18 protein-coding genes are annotated in these 19,014 nt (G+C 65.1%); 1 reads left to right on the forward strand and 17 read right to left on the reverse strand.

Annotation, left to right across the window (positions count from 1 at the left end; all coding sequences use genetic code 11):
- Positions 1–19: 19 nt before the first annotated feature.
- The 10 genes from pgsA to J7396_RS13035 all read right to left on the reverse strand — a co-directional run bounded on the left by pgsA (position 20) and on the right by J7396_RS13035 (position 11,859).
- The gene (gene pgsA / locus J7396_RS12990; RefSeq protein WP_005916703.1) at positions 20–652 is read right to left on the reverse strand and encodes a CDP-diacylglycerol--glycerol-3-phosphate 3-phosphatidyltransferase; all 633 of its coding nucleotides are present in this window, start codon (positions 650–652) and stop codon (positions 20–22) included.
- Entirely contained in the window at positions 649–2,508 is a 1,860-nt protein-coding gene (gene uvrC, locus J7396_RS12995; protein ID WP_209261556.1) for an excinuclease ABC subunit UvrC, read from the reverse strand. Before uvrC ends, pgsA begins: the two co-directional genes overlap by 4 nt.
- Positions 2,505–3,923, reverse strand: a complete 1,419-nt coding sequence (locus tag J7396_RS13000; RefSeq protein ID WP_029819492.1) for a hypothetical protein — start codon at positions 3,921–3,923, stop codon at positions 2,505–2,507. The genes uvrC and J7396_RS13000 overlap by 4 nt, the downstream gene beginning before the upstream one ends.
- Before the next feature lie 23 nt (positions 3,924–3,946).
- Complete coding sequence (locus tag J7396_RS13005; RefSeq protein WP_209261557.1) at positions 3,947–4,411, reverse strand: low molecular weight protein-tyrosine-phosphatase; 465 nt, start codon at positions 4,409–4,411, stop codon at positions 3,947–3,949.
- A complete protein-coding gene (kdsB, locus tag J7396_RS13010) occupies positions 4,408–5,187 on the reverse strand; it encodes a 3-deoxy-manno-octulosonate cytidylyltransferase (RefSeq protein ID WP_046932258.1) in 780 nt (259 codons plus the stop codon). Before kdsB ends, J7396_RS13005 begins: the two co-directional genes overlap by 4 nt.
- A 304-nt stretch (positions 5,188–5,491) precedes the next feature.
- A complete protein-coding gene (gene lpxK / locus J7396_RS13015) occupies positions 5,492–6,529 on the reverse strand; it encodes a tetraacyldisaccharide 4'-kinase (RefSeq protein WP_008576646.1) in 1,038 nt (345 codons plus the stop codon).
- Entirely contained in the window at positions 6,526–8,295 is a 1,770-nt protein-coding gene (msbA, locus tag J7396_RS13020) for a lipid A export permease/ATP-binding protein MsbA (RefSeq protein ID WP_209261558.1), read from the reverse strand. Before msbA ends, lpxK begins: the two co-directional genes overlap by 4 nt.
- On the reverse strand, positions 8,292–8,756 hold the full coding sequence (locus tag J7396_RS13025) for a biopolymer transporter ExbD (RefSeq protein WP_008576649.1): 465 nt from the start codon (positions 8,754–8,756) through the stop codon (positions 8,292–8,294). The genes msbA and J7396_RS13025 overlap by 4 nt, the downstream gene beginning before the upstream one ends.
- A 3-nt stretch (positions 8,757–8,759) precedes the next feature.
- On the reverse strand, positions 8,760–9,422 hold the full coding sequence (locus J7396_RS13030; protein ID WP_033479147.1) for a MotA/TolQ/ExbB proton channel family protein: 663 nt from the start codon (positions 9,420–9,422) through the stop codon (positions 8,760–8,762).
- Positions 9,313–11,859 (reverse strand): DNA internalization-related competence protein ComEC/Rec2, encoded by a 2,547-nt coding sequence (locus J7396_RS13035; RefSeq protein WP_209261559.1) that lies wholly within the window; start codon positions 11,857–11,859, stop codon positions 9,313–9,315. Before J7396_RS13035 ends, J7396_RS13030 begins: the two co-directional genes overlap by 110 nt.
- 294 nt (positions 11,860–12,153) lie before the next feature.
- On the opposite strand from J7396_RS13035, the gene J7396_RS13040 reads away from it, so the two are divergent.
- Entirely contained in the window at positions 12,154–13,218 is a 1,065-nt protein-coding gene (locus J7396_RS13040; protein ID WP_008576655.1) for an SDR family oxidoreductase, read from the forward strand.
- A gap of 210 nt (positions 13,219–13,428) precedes the next feature.
- Here the strand turns inward: J7396_RS13040 and lolD are convergent, their stop codons facing one another.
- The 7 genes from lolD to sdhA form a co-directional block, all read right to left on the reverse strand.
- On the reverse strand, positions 13,429–14,163 hold the full coding sequence (lolD, locus tag J7396_RS13045; RefSeq protein ID WP_209261560.1) for a lipoprotein-releasing ABC transporter ATP-binding protein LolD: 735 nt from the start codon (positions 14,161–14,163) through the stop codon (positions 13,429–13,431).
- On the reverse strand, positions 14,156–15,397 hold the full coding sequence (locus tag J7396_RS13050) for a lipoprotein-releasing ABC transporter permease subunit (protein ID WP_008576657.1): 1,242 nt from the start codon (positions 15,395–15,397) through the stop codon (positions 14,156–14,158). The genes lolD and J7396_RS13050 overlap by 8 nt, the downstream gene beginning before the upstream one ends.
- 23 nt (positions 15,398–15,420) lie before the next feature.
- Positions 15,421–15,873 (reverse strand): hypothetical protein, encoded by a 453-nt coding sequence (locus J7396_RS13055; protein WP_033479149.1) that lies wholly within the window; start codon positions 15,871–15,873, stop codon positions 15,421–15,423.
- Positions 15,824–16,072 carry a succinate dehydrogenase assembly factor 2 gene (locus tag J7396_RS13060; protein WP_003482785.1) on the reverse strand — a complete coding sequence of 83 codons (249 nt, stop codon included), beginning with the start codon at positions 16,070–16,072 and terminating at the stop codon, positions 15,824–15,826. The genes J7396_RS13055 and J7396_RS13060 overlap by 50 nt, the downstream gene beginning before the upstream one ends.
- Positions 16,073–16,183: 111 nt before the next feature.
- A complete protein-coding gene (locus J7396_RS13065) occupies positions 16,184–16,966 on the reverse strand; it encodes a succinate dehydrogenase iron-sulfur subunit (protein WP_003482787.1) in 783 nt (260 codons plus the stop codon).
- Positions 16,967–16,982: 16 nt separating this feature from the next.
- On the reverse strand, positions 16,983–17,186 hold the full coding sequence (locus J7396_RS13070; protein WP_033479151.1) for a hypothetical protein: 204 nt from the start codon (positions 17,184–17,186) through the stop codon (positions 16,983–16,985).
- 9 nt (positions 17,187–17,195) lie between these two features.
- Complete coding sequence (gene sdhA, locus J7396_RS13075) at positions 17,196–18,986, reverse strand: succinate dehydrogenase flavoprotein subunit (RefSeq protein WP_005916748.1); 1,791 nt, start codon at positions 18,984–18,986, stop codon at positions 17,196–17,198.
- Positions 18,987–19,014 lie beyond the last annotated feature (28 nt).

Genomic DNA, 19,014 nt, shown 5'->3' on the forward strand with positions numbered 1-19,014 from the left:
ACAGCGAACAGGATAGCTGTCAACTGTTGCTTTCGATTTTTTTCGGCTTGTTGCTGATCGCTGCTTTTTCGTCGGCGCGCAGGCTTGGCCATGCAGCCTGCAGATACTGAAACCCCGACCACAGCGTCAGCAAGGCTGCAATGGCGAGTGTCCAGTAGCCTGCACGAAATATCAGGTTGCCCAGCCAGATTTCATGCGTGGGCATCTGCCCAGGCGTGACCGAATACAACAGGCACAGCAAAGCCACCATTTGTGCGGTGGTCTTGATCTTGCCGATGGCCGCCACGCGTACCTTGGCGCGCTGGCCGATCTCGGCCATCCATTCGCGAAGTGCAGAGACGGCAATCTCGCGTCCGACGATGACTGCTGCCCAGAACGCCATCCACGGCGTGGGATGGCCCTGCACAATCAGGAACAGCGCCACGGCGACCATCAACTTGTCGGCGACCGGGTCCAGAAATGCGCCGAACGCGGAATATTGGTGATAACGCCGCGCGACCCAGCCGTCCAGCCAGTCGGTGATGGCGGCCAGCGCAAACACGCCGGCGGACGCGAAATTCGTCCACGTGTACGGCAGGTAGAACACCACGACCAACACCGGGATCATCACGATCCTCAGCAGTGTCAGCCACGTGGGGATGGTCAACTTCATTGCGGACTTGCCTCGCCTGCCGCATCGGGAAGCGCCAGCCCGTGCAGGTTAGCGTAGATTCGCGCGGCAAGTGCGGCATTGACCCCCTCCACTCGTGCAATCTCGGCCTCGCCGGCGGCCTTGAGCCCGACCAGCCCGCCGAAGTGCTTGAGCAGACTCGCGCGGCGCCGAGGGCCGATGCCGGGGATATCCTCGAGCTTGCTGGTCATGCGCGCCTTCTGGCGGCGACCGCGGTGGCCGGTGATCGCAAAGCGGTGCGCTTCGTCACGCACCTGCTGGATGAATTGCAGCGCAGGCGACGCCGCGCCCGGCCGCAGCTCGGGGCCGTCGGCCATGATCAACGCTTCATGCCCGGCCCGGCGCTCTTCGCCCTTGGCCACGCCGACCAGCAACACGTTCTCGACCCCGAGATCGGCCAGCGCGGCCTGCGCCTGTGCCAGCTGGCCTGCGCCACCGTCGATCAACAGTACGTCGGGGAGCACGCCGTTCTCTTCCACGGCGCGACGGAAGCGGCGCTCGATCGCCTGCCGCATGGCTGCGTAGTCGTCGCCCGGCGTGATGCCGGAAATATTGAAGCGCCGGTACTGGCCACGCACCGGGCCACTGGCGTCGAATACCACGCACGAAGCGACGGTCGCCTCGCCCATGGTGTGACTGATGTCGAAACACTCCACGCGCTTGACCGGCTCGGCAAGTCCAAGCATCTCGCGCAAGGCTTCGCTGCGTGCGTGCTGCGCGCTCTGGCTGGTGAGCTCGGTGACAAGCGTCAGCTGCGCATTGCGCGTGGCCAGCAGCAGATAGCCGGCACGCTCGCCGCGCACGTTCCACTTCAGCGCCACCTTGTGCTCGGCTGCCGTACTGAGCGCCGCTTCGATCAGCTCGGCTTCCGGGATCTCGCGGTCGAGCAGGATTTCGCGCGGCGGAGAGTGCTCGGCGTAGTACTGCGATACGAACGCGCCAAGAATTTCGTCGGCACTGTCTTCCCCGTTGGTCTTGGGAAAGAACGAGCGCGTGCCGAGATTGCGGCCGTCGCGAAAACTCAGCAACAAGACGCAAGCCTGGCTGGATTGCGTGGCGCAGGCCAGCACGTCCAGATCCGCTGCACGCCCGTCGACGTATTGACGGTTCTGCATGCTGCGCAGCGACGAGAGCAAATCGCGCAAACGCGCAGCACGCTCGAATTCCAGCGCCTCGCTGGCCTGCTGCATCGAGTGCATGATCTCTTCGCCGAGCTGATCGCTCTTGCCTTCGAGAAACATGGTAGCGCGGCGTACCGATTCGGCGTAATCCGGAGCCGCCACCAAGTCCACGCACGGACCGCTGCAACGCCCGATCTGGTATTGCAGGCATGGCCGCGAACGGTTACGGAATACGCTGTCCTCGCAACTGCGCAGCTTGAAGAGCTTGTGCATCAAGCTGAGCGTCTCGCGTACACCGGTGACGCCCGTGTAAGGGCCGAAATAACGCCCTTGCACCGCACGCGGACCGCGGTGCAAGGCAATCCGGGGCCATTGTTCGCGGGTCAGCAACACGTATGGGTAGCTTTTGTCGTCGCGCAACGAGACGTTGTAGCGCGGCGACAGCGATTTGATCAGCTGGTTTTCCAGCAGTAGCGCTTCGGCTTCGCTGCGGGTAACGGTGACGTCCATGCGCGCGACCTGCGACAGCATCGAGGTCAACCGGGCGTTCTTCGGTGTCCCGTTGAAATAGCTGCCCACACGCTTGCGCAACGCGCCGGCCTTGCCGACGTACAGCAAGGTATCGTCGCCCGCATACATGCGATAGACGCCAGGCGCGGTGCTCAGTTGCGCAGCAAACGCTTTTCCATCGAAATCGTTGTGGGGCCTGACGCTCATTCGTCTATCGAAACATCACTCAGTTCGCCGCTTGCAAGGTCGTACCGCAAGATGGCATGTGCATCGGTTTCTGCGATCCAGACCGCACCGGCGGTGACCGCCAGACCGGCCGGGCCATGCAGACGACGCGGCAGCGCGACCGTGGTCAATTCACCGCCGCCCAGGCGCAGGCAGCGCAGGCGGCCATTGCCGGTGTCGGCGATCCACAGCAACGGCGAATCGGCCGCCAGTGCAATGGCCTGTGGGAACTGCAGGCGTGCCGTGCTGCGTGGGCCGTCCTGATCTCCAAACTGCCAGGTGCCCTGCCCGCCGACCAAGGTCTGTACCAGATCGCCGCGTAGTTGCATGGTGCGGATTGACGAGCCCAGCCCGTCGCAGACATAGGCCACCTGCTGCACGGACGCCAAGCCGGCCGGCTGTGCGAAAGCAGCGAGATGGCCGCTGCCGTCGCGAATTTCAAGGGCACCGGTGCCTGCGCGCGCGGTCAGCGCGGCGCGGCCCAGGTGATAACTCCAGATCCGGTTATCGCCGGCCATGGCGATCAACACCTGGTTGTCGGCGATGGCCAGACCTTGCGGGTAGTTCAGCGCAGAGGCACCGGGCGACGCCAGCGGGCCTTCGACCGGCTCGCCGGAACGGCCGGTGCCGCACAAGGTATCCACCTGCCCGCTGCGCAGGTTGATACGACGTAGCGCATGGTTGCCGGTATCGGCGACATACAGCTGATCGCGTTCCAACGCCAAACCTTGCGGGCGCCGGAATGCCGCTTCGCCGACACCGCCGTCGATGAGATCAGCATTGCCATGCCCGAATTGGCGCAGTACGCGTCCGCTGTGCGTGCACTCGAGCACGCGGTGATGGCCGGTATCGGCGACATACAACCGGTCTTCGGTCGCGGCCAGGCCGGTAGGAAAACGCAACGCCAGGTGCGGCTCGGGCTCGCGCTCGGCCACGCCGTGCAGGTCGGCGTCCGAGGGCGGCTGCTGGCCCTCGCACAGGGCAGTCAGCGCCTTGTCCAGATCGCCGGTGACGCCCACCAGGCGCTGCCGCTCGCGGCCGTAGGCATCCAGCAGCACCAGCGTGGGCCAGGATTCGATACCGAAGCGACGCCAGGTTTCCCAGTCCTTGTCGAGCAGGATCGGCGCACTCACGCCGTGTCCGCGCAGTTGTTTAAGCGAGCGTTGCGGCAGGCGCTCGCTGTCGAAACGCGGCACCTGCACCACGATCACCTGGAGCCGGCCAGGGCTGCGCGCCTGCCAGTGGGCAAGCTCGGCCAGGCGTTCGGCGCACCACACCGAACTGGCGTTGACGAACGCCAGCACCAGCGCACGGCCGCGATGCTCCTGCAAGGTGGAGGGCCTGGCATTGAGCCAGGTGGGAAATTCCGGCAGTTCCTGGGTGAGCTGGGCGTTCATGCGGTGATTATGCCCAAGCGCGATTAGCCGCGGGTGAGTCTGGCCACGGTGAGGCGCGCGGCAGTGTCGACCAGCTGCCATACCTGCTCGAAGTCATGCATGCTGCCGGTATACGGGTCGGGGATTTCATCGCGCGCGTCGATGCCGGCCCAGGGCAGCCACAAGGCGAGCTTGTCGCGCTGCGCCGCCGGGGCGAGCCGCTGCAGATCGCGCAGATTGCTGGCGTCTGCGCACAACAGCCAATCGAAATGCTCGAAATCCGAGTGCTTCACCTGGCGCGCGCGGAGGCCGGTAATATCCACGCCGTGACCGCGCGCGCAGCGGATGGCGCGCGGGTCCGGCGCCTCGCCGGCATGCCAGTCGCCGGTACCGGCCGAATCGACCTGGATGCGCCGCGACAAACGGGCTTCATCCAGCCGCGCACGCAACGCACCCTCGCCCATCGGTGAGCGGCAGATATTGCCCAGGCAGACGACCAGCACCTTCATGGCGATGCCACCCGCACCTGTGCGCGGACGAGATCGTCCGGGGTATCGATGCCCGGCGGAAACGGCTCGGGCGTCACCGCCACGGCGATGCGATAACCGGCTTCCATCACGCGCAGTTGTTCCAGCGATTCGATGCGCTCCAGCATGCCAGGCGGCATGGCCGCGAAGCGTTGCAGGAAGCCTGCGCGATAGGCGTAGATGCCGATGTGGCGCAGCCACTGACCTTCTGCAGGCACGCTATCGCGCTGGCTGGCGAAGCTGTCGCGGTGCCAGGGAATCGGCGCGCGGCTGAAATACAGCGCATCGCCGCCGGCTGTGCGCACCAGCTTCACCACGTTGGGATCGAACAGGTCGTGCGCGTTTTCCACCGGCGCGGCCAGCGTGGCCATCTGGGCACCGGAGTGCTGCAGCAGATCGGCAACGGCGCGGATGCCTGCAGCCGGCGCAAACGGTTCGTCGCCCTGCAGATTGACCACGCAGGTCTGGTCGTCCCATCCGGCAATGCGTGCGCATTCGGCCAGGCGGTCGGTGCCGGACAGATGCGCGGCGCCGGTCATTGCCACATGCACTCCTGGCAGATGTTCGATCGCCGCTGCGATGCGCGCGTCGTCGGTGGCCACCCATACCTCGCGCGCACCCGCCAGCAACGCACGCTCGGCCACATGCTGGATCATCGGGCGATCGCCGATCCGTTGCAGCGGTTTACCCGGCAGCCGCGTAGAGGCGTAACGGGCGGGAATGGCGACGACGAAATCGGCAGGCGTGGTGGGTGTCATACGTGCGCGCTCTGGATGCAGTGGGGAAACGAGAGAACCGAATCGCTTGATGCCGATGTGTGATTGAGCGAAGTGGCTGTATTCAGTGGGAGCTGCGCTGCACGACATCAGCACTCAAAAACGCGCTGCGTGCCCTGCTCGCAGCCATGCGCACCGATATTTCAGGGCAGACCTCTGCCCGAGTGTTGCGAAACGTCATGCAGCCTGGATGCCACATCACAGCAGCAAGCGCGTCCTCGACGCCTGGCTCGCGATGGTTGGCCAGCAACGTCCAGCTGCATGCTCACCATGGCCCGTGATGCACTCACACGCCCTGCCGGCTGGCCAATTTGTTCAGGCGGTCCAGCAGACTCACCCAGAACGCGGCCGGCAGCTCCGCCTTCAGTGGCACGCTGTACAACCACTCGTCGGCGAACGGACGGCATTTCACCGCGTCCTTTTCGGTCATCAGCACCGGCAGGCGGCTTCCGAAGCTGAAATCCGCGGCGCGGTAGACGTGATGATCCGGAAACGCGTGCGGCACCACGCCAATGCCGCGCGCGCGCAGCATGGCGAAGAAACGTTCCGGATGCGCGATGCCCGCCACCGCATGCACGCGCTGCCCGGCAAGCATGCTCAAGGGCTGCGCACGCTTGCCATCCATCGGCTGCACGCTGTCGATGCTCAAACGCATCTGCCACTCGCCGAAACCGGCATCATCGGGCACCTGCGGTGCGGCAGTCGCACTGGCCTGGCCGAGATTGACCACGCGGAAATCGCAATCGCGTGCCCGCGCGGCCGGTTCGCGCAGCGGCCCAGCGGGCAACAGGCGTCCGTTGCCGTAGCGCCGCTGGCCATCGACCACTTCGATCTCGACATCGCGCGCCAGACGGTAATGCTGCAGCCCGTCGTCGCAGATCACGATGTCGCAGCCCGCTTCGACCAGCGCCCGTGCAGCAGCGAGCCGGTCGCTGTCGACACGCACGCGTGCACCGGTTTTCCAGGCGATCAACACCGGCTCATCGCCGCCGAGCGCCACCGGCGTGTCCGCTTCGACCCACCGCGCGGTACCTGCGTCATCGCGGCCGTAGCCACGGCTGGCGACACCAGGCGTCCAGCCGGCTTCCTGCAGCTTTGCGACCAAGGCGATCGTCAGCGGCGTCTTGCCGGTGCCGCCGGCGGTGACATTGCCAACCACGATCACCGGCACTGGTACCCGGTGGCGCCTGCGCCAACCGCGGCGATACAGCGCCCGCCGCAATGCGATGGCAGCGCCGTAGACCGGCGCCAGGATGCGCGCCGGCAAGGGGATCGGCGTGTTGTCGTACCAGTAACCCGGGGTGCGGGTGCCGCGCTTGCTCATGCCTGGCGTTCGCGGAATTGCATGCCGTGCAGATGCGAATACAAGCCGCCCTGCGCCAGCAATTGGTGATGCGTACCGCGCTCGACGATCCGCCCCTGGTCCATCACCAGCACCTGATCGGCATGCTCGATGGTGGACAGGCGATGCGCGATGACCAGCGTGGTGCGGTCCGGCATCAGCTTGTGCAGGGCGTCCTGTACCAAGCGCTCGGATTCGTTGTCCAGCGCTGCGGTGGCCTCGTCCAGGATCAGGACCGGCGCGTCCTTGAGCATGGCGCGTGCGATCGCCAGACGCTGGCGCTGGCCACCGGACAGGCGCCCGCCCTTGGTGCCGACATGCGACTGCAGCCCCTCGGGCAGTTGCGCGACAAATTCCATTGCGTTTGCGCCCAGAATCGCCCGCTCCAACTGGCCGGCATCGGCGTTGCGCATTTCACCGAACGCCACGTTGTCGGCGATGCTGCCGTCTAACAACATTACCTGCTGGCCCACCAGCGCAATCTGCCTGCGCAGATCCGCCAGCGCATACGCCTGCACCGGATGACCGTCGAGCAAGATCTGCCCGGCCTCGGCTTCGTAAAAACGCGGGATCAACTTGATCAGACTGGACTTGCCGCTTCCGGAACGCCCGACGATGGCAGTGACGGTGCCCGGTTGCGCAACGAAACTGACATCGGCCAGCGCCGGATTGACCTGGCCGGGGTAGCGCGCCGTGACATCGCGAAATTCGATCAAGCCCTTGGCACGCGTCAGCGGCACGGTACCTTGATCCGGCTCGTCCGGGCTGTCGAGCACTGAAAACAAGCGCTCGGCCGATGCCAGGCCGCGCTGCACCATGTTCTGCACATTGGTGAGCTGCTTGAGGCCCGGAATGATGGTCAGCATCGAAGTCATCAGCACGACGAAATCGCCGGCCGTCAGGCGCCCGGCCAAGGCCTGCGCACCGGCCACGAACAGCAGGGCCGACAGGCCGATCGCGCCGATCATCTGCACGGTGGCAGTGGAAATGCCGCGGGTGGATTCGACCTTCATCGCCAGGCGCAGGTTGCGATTGGCCAGCGCGCCATAGCGCTCCATTTCGGTCTGCTGGGCCCCGTAGATCTTGACCTCCTGATGGCTGGACAAGGTCTGGTCGGCAGCCTGCAGCAGCTGCGCACCGCTTTCCTGGATGCTGTGGCTGATACGGCGGTAGCGCCGCGCCACCTTGTCCATCACCCAGGCCAGCACCGGGGCGAGCACCAGGATGGTCAACGTCACCTGCCAGCTATGCCACAGCATCAGTGCCAGCGCACCGATCACCTGCAGCGATTGCTGGATCATGACCTTGACCGCATCCACTGCGGCCTGCGCAACCTGGTCCGAATCCGAGCCCAGGCGTATCAGCATCGAGGGCACCGGCTCCGAATCGAAGCGTGACCCCGGCAGGCGCAGATACTTGGCCATCACCTTGATACGCAGGTCGCGCGCGATGCTGCGTGCGGACTTGCCCATGGCCATGTCGGTGATGTAACCGGCGACGCCGCGCACCACGAACAGCAGGATGATCTGCACCGGCAGCCAACGACTGACCTCGGCGTTCTTGTAGATGAAGGTCTCGTCGGTGATCGGCTTCATCAACGCCAGAAACCCGGTGGTGCCGGCCGCTTCGATCAACGCGGCGATCAACGCGGCCACCAGCAACAAGCGATACGGCTTGGCAAACGCCAGCAGGCGACGGTACGTGCGCCAGGAAGACACTGGCGCCGGGCGGTCGGTGGAGATGGTCACTGGCGGGTTCCGTTGGTGCTTGTCTTGCCGGTCGTACCGGTGGCGCTGGCCGGAGGCGCGGTGGCGATGGCAATGCGCCGGAAGCCGAGCTGGCCCAGCGCATCCTGCGCGGTCACCACGGCCTGATACGGGGTCCGCGCATCGGCGCGCATCAGCACGGTCTGTTCGCGGTCATCGCCGGCGATCTGGGCGATGGTCTGCTTGAGCGAATCCACATCCGAGCGCAGTACTTCCTGATCGTTGATGAAATAACGCCCATCGGCGTTGACCAGCACGCTCAACGAACGCGGCGGCGCACTGGTGTGCTGGTCGCTGGCGGTCGGCAACTGCAGCTGCAGCGTGGAGCGTGCGTCGAAGGTCGTGGTCACCACGAAAAAGATGATGAGGACGAGGATGACGTCAATCAATGGCACCAGGTCGATATGCGGCTCGTCCTGGCTTCGGTCGCTGCCGATGCGCATCCGTCAACCCTTCGCCGTGACGGGCTTGGCGCCCGCTGCGGCCGGCGCGACGGCTGCCGGCACGACTCGGCCATCGATGGTGTCCAGCAACAAGGTGGCTTCCTGCTCCATCTCGATGATGTAACCGGCGATGCGCCCCTTGAAGAAGCGATGTGCCATCAATGCCGGAACAGCGATGATCATGCCGGTGGCAGTGCACACCAGCGCTTTGCCGATGCCGCCGGCGAGCTGATTCACATCGCCGACGCCGTGATCGAGGATGCCCAGGAACATCTGGATCATGCCGACCACGGTACCAAGCAGACCCAACAACGGCCCGGCCGAAGCGATCGTGCCCAACGCATTCAGGTAGCGCTCCATGCGATGCACCACATGCCGGCCGGTGTCTTCGATACGTTCGCGAATCATGTCGCGCGGGCGGCCGCGCACATCCAGCGCAGCGGCCAGCAAGGCGCCCAACGGCGAATTGCGGCGCAGCGATTCGATGTGGGTGGGATCCAGATTGCCGCGCGCGGCCCAATTGCGCACTTCTTCACCCAGGCCCGGCGGCGTCACCTCATTGCGGCGCAGGCTCCACAGACGCTCCAGCACGATCGCCAGGGCGATCACGCCCAGCAACAGCAACGGCACCATCGGCCAACCGCCTGCCTTGACCAGCTCCAACACGATTCGATTCCTCCGGCAACACGGCCGCCTGTTCGCTGACCGATAGGATAGCAGCCGACCGCCGCCGTTCCGCAGCATCCCATAGCCGCGGCTGCCAGTGCCGCCGCTCGCGCAGTTGCAGGCCCGCGGCACCGAGCCAAACCCGTATCGCTCCCGCCTGGGCAGTGTCCAGCACTTCTGCTCCGCCCGACTTCCAGCGTTGCACGACCTCGGCGCGTGGATGCCCGAATCTGTTGCCATGACCGGACGACACCAGCGCCAGGCGTGCGCCGGTCGCGGCGATGAAGCCGGCCTGCGAGCCGTCGGCGCTGCCGTGGTGCGGCACGATCACCAGGTCCGCACGCAGATCCGCGGCGCGCCCGCGCAGCAGGCGGCGCTCGACGATTTCGCCAATATCGCCCGGCAACAGTGCGCTCGCAGACGCGGTCTCGACCCGCAGCACGCAGCTGGATTGATTGCGTAGATAAGGAAACCCAACACCGGGATGCAGGAAGCGGAAGCGCACACCGTCCCACTCCCACTGCTGCCCGGCGCGGCAACGTGCGGTGACGTCCAACGGCGCACCCGGTGGCGCAGCCGTGCGTGCCACCGGCAGCCCCGTGCGCACCGCGGCATAGCCACCGGCATGATCGGCGTCGGCGTGGCTGAGCACGATGGCATCCAGCCGGCGTACGCCAAGCGCGCGCAACGCCGGCAGCACGACGCGCTCGCCGGCATCGAACCCGTCGCGCACCGCCGGACCGGTATCGAACAACAGCGCATGGCGTTGCGTGCGCACCAGCACCGCCAAGCCCTGGCCCACATCCAGCACCTGCACTTCCGCCTCGCCTGCGGCGGGTAGCTCGCGATCCGGCCAGAGCAGCGGCAACCACAGCAGCGCCGCCAACGATTTACCCGGCGTCGCGCGCGGCAGCAACAGCCAGAACGCACCGAGCAAGGCGGCGATCAGGGCAACCCCATCGGACTCGGGCACCCACCACAACGCCACCGCGGTGTGCCCAAGCCAGACGAGCCCCGGCCAGGTCAGCTCAAAGCACCAGCCCGCAAGCTGCCATGCCCATACGCCGGTCCCTGGATAGATCGCTTCGAGCGCGGTCCCCAACAGGCACAGCGGCACCACCACGAAAGTCCACCAGGGAATGGCGACCAAATTGGCGAATGGCCCGACCAGCGACGCCTGCCCGAACAGGCTGACCGTCAACGGCAGCAGGCCAACGGTGGCCACGGTCTGCGCAGACAGGAAGCCGCGCACGATGGCGCGATCGTCAGACGGCAGGCACCAGACCAGCCATGCCACGCCGGCGAAGCTGAGCCAGAAGCCAGCCACCAGCACGCTGAGCGGATCCCACAGCAACACCGCCAACAAGGCGAGCGAGAGGACGTGCGCGGTCGAGGCGCGTCGCCGCAGTACCCTGGCGAGGGCCACCACCGCAATCATCAACACGGTGCGTACCGTCGGCAGCGCCAGGCCAGCCAATAGCGCGTAGGCGGCGGCGCCGAGTAGCGCGGCAATCGATGCCGCATGCAGACGCGGCATGAAGGTGCCCAGTCGCGGCTGCCAGCGCCATATGCCAGCGACCAGCAGCGCGAAGAATGCCCCGACCAGCCCGACATGAAATCCAGAGATGGCGATCAGATGGCTGAGCCCGGTCGCGCGCAACGTTGCCCATGCCATATCGTCCAGCCCGCGGGTATCTCCGAGCGCGAGCGCCCGCAGGTACGGCGCAGAAGGGCCGCCGACACGCTCGGCGATGCGTTGCGACATCCGTTCGCGCCACGCATCCACGCCTTGCGGCGGCGCGATCTGGCGTGCGGTTGCAGGCATGCGCACATAGCCCGTCGCAGCGATGCGCTGCGCCAGTGCCTGGCGCTCGGCATCGAAGCCTCCGGGATTGCGCAAGCCGCGTGGCGCACGCAGCTTGAGCCGCAGCTGCCAACGCGCACCTGCATGCAGCGCTGCGCGCGGGCCGATGCGCTCGGCGCCAAAGTCGTCGTACCAGGCCAGTTGCAGGAGCTTCCCGCGCAGTGCCTCCGGCTGCGCCGGCGCTTGGTCCACGCGCAGCTGAAAGCGGGTACGGCGTTGCTCGGCGGTCGGCAGGCCGACAATCTGTCCGCGCACGGTGACATCGCGTGTTTCATCCTGCGGAAGCAGTTGCGACTGCAGGGCATCGGTCACCTGCCACCCCATCGTCCCGAATCCAAAGAGTGCCGCCGCCCCTGCCAGCAATAGCGCACTCCGGGGCGGGCGCAGCCACACCGTCGCGCCGCTGCCCAGCAATGCAACACACACGCAGCCGACGTAAACCATGCGCGCAAGCAGTGTGGGCGACCAGGCGCAGGCCACCACGCCCAGCAATAACGCGGCCGCAATGGCCACCGCCGATCTCATCTGCGGCGGCGCTGCCTGCGCTGACACCTCCATGCTGTCGGTCGCCATCCCGCACCCTATCGATCAACGTCTTCACCTTAGATCGCGGCACCTTCCACGCACAGCGGAGATCTGCCCAAGGCTGGGTAGGAAGAACACTGCGCGGCGCTCGCCGATCGCGAATACGGAAGAGGTACTGCAGCCCGCAACCGCTAGATGCAGTGCGTAGGACAGTGCACACCTAACGATGCATGCCGCAGCAAATGGAGCGATCAACGGCGCAGCACGCGCTCTGGCCCAGCATTCGCCCCGATTTCATGGTGTCGCCGCTAAGGTGAAATCCGTTTTCCAGGAGTCTCCCCCATGCGTAAAGGCATTGCATTGATCGTCGGTGTGACCGGCATCTCCGGTTACAACCTTGCCAACGTGCTGCTCGCCGACGGCTGGACCGTGTACGGCCTTGCACGCCGGCCACTGCCCCACGACGGTGTCATTCCGGTCGCGGCAGATCTACTGGACGCCGACAGCACCAACAGCGCGTTACGTGGCCTACCGATTACCCACGTGTTCTTCTGCACCTGGACCCGCCGCGATACCGAACGCGAGAACGTCCAGGCCAACGGCGCGATGATGCGGCACCTGTGCGATGCACTCAGCGATGCGCCGCTGCAGCACATGGCGCTGGTCACCGGCACCAAGCACTACCTGGGCGCCTTCGAGAATTACGGCAGCGGCAAGGCCGAGACGCCGTTTCGCGAAAGCGAGCCGCGCCAGCCGGGCGAAAACTTCTACTACACGCTGGAAGACCTGCTGTTTGCGCATGCGCAGCAGCACGGTTTCCGCTGGAGCGTACATCGCTCGCACACCATGATCGGCATGGCCAACGGCAGCAACGCCATGAACATGGGCGTGACGCTGGCGGTGTATGCATCGCTGTGCAAGCACACCGGGCAACCGTTCGTGTTCCCAGGGTCGCAAGCGCAGTGGAACAGCCTCACCGACCTCACCGATGCCGGGCTGCTCGGCCGCCAACTGGCCTGGGCCGGGCTTAGCCCCGCAGCGCGCGATCAGGCCTTCAACACCGTCAATGGCGATGTGTTCCGCTGGCGCTGGATGTGGGGCGAGATTGCGAAGTTCTTCGAACTCGATGCTGCGCCCTGCCCCGCTGTGCCTGAACCGCTGGAACCACGCATGAGCCAGACCGCACCTGCCCTGTGGGCTGAGGTGGCCGCGCAACACCAGCTGGTAGAGTCCGACGTCAATCGGCTTGCATCGTGGTGGCATACCGATGCCGACCTAGGCCGCGAGATCGAGTGCGTCAACGACATGACCAAGAGCCGCGAACTGGGTTTCCTCGACTTCTACGACAGCCGCGCCTCGTTCTTCGAACTATTTACCCGCCTGCGGGCACTGCGCATCATTCCTTGACCGATGCCATGGCATCGCCGCAGGCTGCATTGGCCTGCGGCGACCAGGCAGCTAATGCCCTGGCAGTCGGGGTGCATGCGATCGTGCGCTGCCACTGCACTTCAAAATTCGCCACCATTTCGGCTAACGGGCACAGCACCGGTGACCGCTGAAGATTCCACGCTCATACACGACGCGATCGGTCTGCCAACCGACCGCTTCGCCATGCGCTTACACCGCAGACGGCGCCAATTCGCGCAGCTTGCCCTGGTTTAGCTCCAGCACGCGGTCCAGACGCCGTGCCAAGCCGCGGTCGTGCGTCACCAACACCAGGCTGGTGCGCTGGGCGCGGTTGAGCTCCAGCATCAGCTCGAACACGGTGCCCGCGGTCTTGTCGTCCAGATTGCCGGTGGGCTCGTCGCCCAATACGCAGCCCGGCTTGTTGACCAATGCACGCGCCACCGCACAGCGCTGACGTTCGCCCCCGGAGAGTTCGCTGGGCTTGTGTTCGACGCGATGCCCAAGCCCAACCGATTCCAGCAGTTGCAGTGCCTGACCCTTGGCGACGGCCACATCCTTGCCGGACAACAGCACCGGCATCATCACGTTCTCCAACGCGGTGAATTCGGGCAACAAGTGATGGAACTGGTAGACGAAGCCAAGCGCCTGGTTACGCAGCTTGCCGCGCTGCGCGTCGGACAGCGCCGACATGCGCTCGCCGGCCACATACACCTCGCCGGAGGTCGGAATATCCAGCCCGCCGAGCAGATGCAGCAAGGTGCTCTTGCCGGCGCCGGAGGCACCGACGATCGCCACGGTTTCGCCGGTGGCCACCGAGAGATCCAGGCCATCGAATACCGGCGTGCGCATCTTGCCTTCGGCGTAGGTCTTGGCCAGCGCTTCGGCGCGGATCACCGCAGATGCCTGTTCTGGTGTTTGCACGGCCGCTTCCCGGATCTCATTCATAGCGCAGCGCCTCCGCCGGCTGGGTGCGCGAAGCGCGCCACGCCGGGTACAAGGTCGCCAGGAAACTCATCACCAATGCCACCACGGTGATCACTACCACGTCCTGGGTTTGCATATCGGTCGGCAGGCCGGTGATGTAGTACACGTCTTCGGGTAGCAACTTGACGCTGAAAATCGTTTCGATCACGCCGAGGATGCGTTCGAGGTTGAACGTCAGCACGATGCCGCCGATCACGCCCATGAAGGTACCCATGAAGCCGATCAACGAGCCCTGCACCATGAATACCTGCATCACCCCGCCCGGCGACAGCCCGAGCGTGCGCAAGATGGCGATATCGGCCTGTTTGTCGGTCACCAGCATCACTTGCGAAGACACGAGGTTGAACGCCCCCATCGCCACGATCAGCGACAGCAGGATGCCCATCACCGTCTTTTCCATCTTCAAGGAGTGGTACAGGTTGGCGTTTTCCTGGGTCCAGTCGCTAACCCGATACGGGCCGTGCAACTTCACCGCCAGATCGCGCGCCACCGGCCAGGCCTGATCCATGTCATGCAGGCGCAGGCGCACGCCGGTGACGCCATCCATGCGCAGCACGCGCGCCAGGTCCTGCATGTTCACCACGGCCAGGCCGCGGTCGATCTCGTTGTATCCGGCCTCGAAAATACCGCTCACGGTAAAGCGCTTGAGCCGCGGCATCGCGCCCAGCGGCGTCGCCTGGGTGTCGCTGAGCAACACGACGATGCTATCGCCGACATCCACGCCAAGCCACAACGCCAGCTCCTTGCCGATGACGATGTTGTACGAGCCAGGGGTCAGGCTGTCGACCGAGCCCTGCTGCATCTTCTTGGCCAGCACCGACACCTTGCCTTCTTCGGCAGGAATCACGCCGCGCACGATGGCCGGCTGCTTACGCGGGCCCTGCAATAAGGATTCGGTTTCGATGTAGGGCGCGGCACCGGCCACGCGCGGATCGGACATGGCGACCTCGACCGCATGCTGCCAGTCGCGCATCGGCGCGCCTTCTGCACTGACGGTCGCGTGGGCAGCCATCTGCAGCAGGCGGTCGCGGATTTCCTTCTGGAAACCGCTCATCACTGCAAGCGTGGTGATCAGCACGGTCACGCCCAGGGCGATGCCCAGGATCGACGCCATCGAAATAAACGATATGAAGCCATTGCGCCGCTTGGCACGCAGATAGCGCAAGCCGATGGCAACCGGGATAGGTTTGAACATGCGGTTCAACCGGGAAAGGGACGCTATGGTGCCACTAGCGGCCGCCCCGACGAAATGGCGTGGGCCTGAGCGGCCAGACGCAGTTCACGTCGTTGCGGCGCCGGCAAGGTGTCCGGCCAGAAATGCAGGCGCTCGCGCCGGCCATCCGCTCGCCTCCACGACACCACCGCAAGCGGTCCGCGCCAACGGACCTGCAGCCCTTCCACCTGCATACCGTCAATGCTGGCGGGCGTTTGCGTCCATGGCACCAGCAACTGCCTCACTGGCGAACGCAACAGCTGGCGCACTGCTCGCCCGCCTGCAAACACCGCGTACGCCGACAACAACACGGCCAGCCACGGTGGTACGCCACTGCGCCACACCGCCCACACGGCCAGCGCTACCAACACGCTCAATGCGCAAATCAACCAGCGCGAGGGGCGCCACTCAAGCCGGCAAGGCGCGAATATCGGCGATGAGTGCGGCGTTGGCGGCATCGGGGCAAGCCTCGTATCCCATGAACCAGCGCCACAACTTATCGTCTTCGCAATCCAGTAGCTGTAGGAAAACCGCGCGCTCGGCGTCGGGAGCCTGCGCCCAGCGTTGATCAAGGTAGCGCCCGAATAATTGGTCGAGTTCGCGCATGCCGCGTCGGCAACGCCAGCGCAGTTTTTTCAGCAGGGTTTGTTCGTCCATTCTCACTCTCCACCGCACCGCATGGCGGGCCAAAAACGACAGCGGCACCTGACCCAAGGGCCGGTGCCGCTGCGAACCACATCCCCGTGGTGGGGAATCAATGCCGTGCAATCAGGCGCGACGCGCCATCATCAGCTTCTTGATTTCGGCGATCGCCAGCGCCGGGTTCAAGCCCTTCGGGCAGGTCCGTGCGCAGTTCATGATGGTGTGGCAGCGATACAGCTTGAACGGGTCTTCCAGATCGTCCAGACGCGCACCGGTGTCTTCGTCGCGCGAATCGATGATCCAACGGTAGGCCTGCAGCAGGATCGCCGGGCCCAGATACCGCTCGCCATTCCACCAGTAGCTTGGGCAACTGGTCGAGCAGCATGCGCACAGGATGCACTCGTACAATCCGTCGAGCTTGCGACGGTCTTCCGGCGACTGCAGGCGCTCGCGGTCCGGCGGCGGCGGGGTCTGGGTACGGATCCACGGCTTGATCGACGCGTACTGCGCATAGAAATGCGTCAGATCCGGCACCAGGTCCTTGATCACGCTCATGTGCGGCAGCGGATAGATCGGCACCTCGGACTTGCCGCATGCGGCAATCGCCTTGGTGCAGGCCAGCGTGTTGGTGCCATCGATGTTCATCGCGCACGAGCCGCAAATGCCCTCGCGGCAGGAGCGACGGAACGCCAGCGTCGGGTCGATCTCGTTCTTGATCTTGATCAGCGCGTCCAGGACCATCGGGCCGCATTTATCCAGATCGATCTCGTAACTGTCGGTGCGCGGGTTGGCGTCGACGTCCGGATCCCAGCGGTAGACCTTGAAGGTGCGCGTGTTCTTGGCGCCCTTTGCAGGGTAATGCTTGCCCTTGCCGATCTTTGAATTCTTGGGGAGGGTGAACTCTGCCATAGCTGCTCTCGTTGGCTCAGGCGATGCGCGGTGCGGACGACAACTGCACCGTGCGCATGAAGGTAAAGATGACGGATGCCACTGCCGAAGCAGTCGCACAGCGGCCGGCCATGTGCCGGCGCTGCTCGAGCGTCATGCCACGATCACACTGCTGCACCGACTCGCCGCCACGCGCCGAGGCGATGGCAAGCGATGACAAGGCAACGGTGGGTCGCTGCATGCGCATCGATCAGTAAACGCGCGGCTTCGGCGGGACCACGTCCACGTCCTTGCTCAGCGTGTACATGTGCACAGGGCGGTAATCGAATTCGCACTTGCCCTTGTCGTCGACGGTCACCAGCGTGTGCTTTTGCCAGTTGACGTCGTCGCGATCCGGGAAGTCTTCGTGCGAATGCGCGCCGCGGCTTTCCTTGCGCTGTTCGGCCGAATTGATCGTCGCCACCGCGTTGAGCAGCAGGTTGTTCAATTCATAGGTCTCGATCAGGTCCGAATTCCACACCAGCGAACGGTCAGACACCTTGACGTCTTCGAAGGTGGCGAAGATCTCGGCCATCTTGTCCACGCCCTCTTTCAGCGTCTTGCTGGTGCGGAACACGGCGGCGTCCGACTGCATGGTGCGCTGCATGTTGTCGCGGATCACGGCCGTCGGCGTGGAGCCGTTGGCGTGACGCAGCTTGTCCAGCAGGCCCAAGGCCTTGTCGCAGGCATCGGACGGCAGCGTCTTGTGCGGCTGATTGGGCTTGACCGTCTCGGCACAGCGATTGGCAACCGCGCGGCCGAACACCACTAGGTCCAGCAGCGAGTTCGAACCCAGACGGTTTGCACCATGGACCGAGACGCACGCCGCCTCGCCGATGGCATACAGGCCCGGCACCACTGCATCCGCATCGTCGCCCTGCTTACGCACGACCTCGCCGTAGAAGTTGGTCGGAATGCCGCCCATGTTGTAGTGCACGGTCGGCAGCACCGGGATCGGCTGCTTGGTCACGTCCACGCCGGCGAAGATGTGTGCGCTTTCGGCGATGCCGGGCAGCTTTTCGTTGATCACTTCCGGACCAAGGTGGGTCAGGTCGAGCAGGATGTGATCCTTGTGCTCGCCCACGCCACGGCCTTCTCGAATTTCCACCGTCATCGAACGCGACACCACGTCGCGCGACGCCAGATCCTTGTAATGCGGTGCGTAGCGCTCCATGAAGCGCTCGCCATTGCTGTTGCGCAGAATGCCGCCTTCGCCGCGCACGCCCTCGGTGATCAGGCAGCCCGCACCGTAGATGCCGGTGGGGTGGAACTGCACGAATTCCATGTCCTGCACGGGCAGGCCGGCACGCATCACCAGGCCGCCGCCGTCACCGGTACAGGTGTGTGCGGAGGTGGCGCTGAAGTAGGCACGGCCGTAACCGCCGGTCGCCAGCACCACACCGTGGGCGCGGAACAGATGCAGCGAGCCTTCGGCCATGTCCAGTGCGAGCACGCCACGGCAGACGCCTTCTTCGTCGAAAATCAGATCGAGCGCGAAGTACTCGATCATGAAGCGTGCGTTGTGCGCCAGCGACTGCTGATACAGCGTATGCAGCATGGCGTGGCCGGTCCGGTCGGCTGCGGCGCAGGTACGCTGCGCTGACGGGCCTTCGCCATACTTGGTGGTCATGCCGCCGAACGGGCGCTGGTAGATCTTGCCCTCTTCGGTACGCGAGAACGGCACGCCGTAGTGTTCGAGCTCGATGATGGCCGGAATCGCTTCACGACACATGTACTCGATCGCGTCCTGGTCACCCAGCCAATCGGAGCCCTTGATGGTGTCGTAAAAGTGATAACGCCAGTCGTCCTCGCCCATGTTGCCCAGCGCCGCGGAAATACCGCCCTGCGCTGCCACGGTGTGCGAACGGGTCGGGAAGACCTTGGTCAGGCAGACCGTCTGCAGGCCCTTCTGGGCCAGGCCGAACGTGGCGCGCAGGCCGGCGCCACCGGCGCCTACCACGACCATGTCGTACTTGTGTTCTGTGATCTTGTAAGCGGACATCGAATTATGGGTTCCTGTTTGGTCGCTG

Source organism: Xanthomonas sp. A1809, from assembly GCF_017746015.1.
Classification (GTDB): Bacteria; Pseudomonadota; Gammaproteobacteria; order Xanthomonadales; family Xanthomonadaceae; genus Xanthomonas; species Xanthomonas euvesicatoria.